At 71.2% G+C, this 1,349-nt stretch carries 1 protein-coding gene; it reads left to right on the top strand.

What is annotated here, in order from left to right; genetic code table 11:
• The coding region (locus ACXJKG_RS21185) for an alpha/beta fold hydrolase (protein ID WP_456847686.1) at positions 1–1,349 on the top strand (1,349 nt) is incomplete at both ends.

The raw sequence follows: 1,349 nt of genomic DNA, 5'->3' as shown, positions 1-1,349 counted from the left end.
CGTCGGCGTACACGGACGCCGAGTACGCCGAGGACATCGTGGCCGTGCTCGACGCGACGTCGACGAGTACGGCCGTGCTGGTCACCGAGTCGTGCGGGGCGTCGTGGGCGGTGCACGTCGCCGCCAAGCACCCGGAGTGCGTGACCGGGCTGATGGCGATCGCCCCGTCGTGCGGCCTGGACGTGGCGACGCCGGGCCGCGACCACGTGCCGTGGGACGAGCCCCTGGACGACACCCTCGGCTGGGCCAAGTACAACAAGCACTACTGGCTCGGCGGCGGGTACGACGACTTCACGGCGTTCTTCTTCCACAAGATGTTCCCCGAGCCGCACTCGACCAAGCAGATCGAGGACTGCATCGGCTGGGCGCACGAGATCACCCCGCAGGTGCTCGCGGACACGACCGCCGGCCGCATGGGCTGCGACGGCGCGATCTGCGAGCCCATCGCCCCGCTGGCCCAGCAGGTCACGTGCCCGGTGGTCGTGGTGCACGGCACCGACGACCGCATCCGGCCGCAGGCGTTCGGCGAGAAGCTGGCCGAGCTGACCCGCGGCGACCTGGTCCTGCTCGAGCACGCCGGTCACGGCCCGTCGGCGCGCGACCCGGTGAAGGTCAACCACCTGATCGCCCAGTTCGTCGACCGCCTGCACCCGACGCCGCCGCGTCCGACGTGGCGGAGAGCAGCGAGCCGGCCCCCGCGCGCGCTGTACCTCTCGTCGCCCATCGGCCTCGGGCACGCCCAGCGCGACGTCGCCGTCGCCGCCGAGCTGCACGCCCGCCGGCCCGAGCTGCAGATCGACTGGCTCGCGCAGAACCCCGTCACCCGGGTGCTGGCACAGCACGGCGAGCGCGTCCACCCGGCGTCCGCCTGGCTGCGCAACGAGTCCGGCCACATCGAGCACGAGGCCGGTGAGCACGACCTGCACGCGTTCCAGGCCATCCGCCGGATGGACGAGATCCTCGTGCACAACTTCATGGTGTTCGACGAGGTCGTGGCCGACGGCGRCTACGACCTGGTCGTCGGTGACGAGGCGTGGGACGTCGACTACTTCCTGCACGAGAACCCCGAGCTCAAGCGGTTCGCGTTCGCCTGGATGACCGACTTCGTCGGGTGGTTGCCGATGGCCGACGGAGGCGCCCGCGAGGCSGCGCTGACCGCCGACTACAACGCSGAGATGATCGAGCARCGCGCCCGGTTCGCGCGCGTGCGGGACCGGTCGGTGTTCGTGGGCGATCCCGACGACGTGGTCGAGGACGACTTCGGTCCCGGCCTGCYCAGCATCCGCACGTGGACGGAGGAGAACTTCGACTTCGCCGGGTATGTCACGGGGTTCGACCCGGCCCAGCTC

The organism is Cellulomonas sp. P5_C6 (genome assembly GCF_054049635.1).
This window is presented reverse-complemented; position numbering and strand designations above follow the sequence as displayed.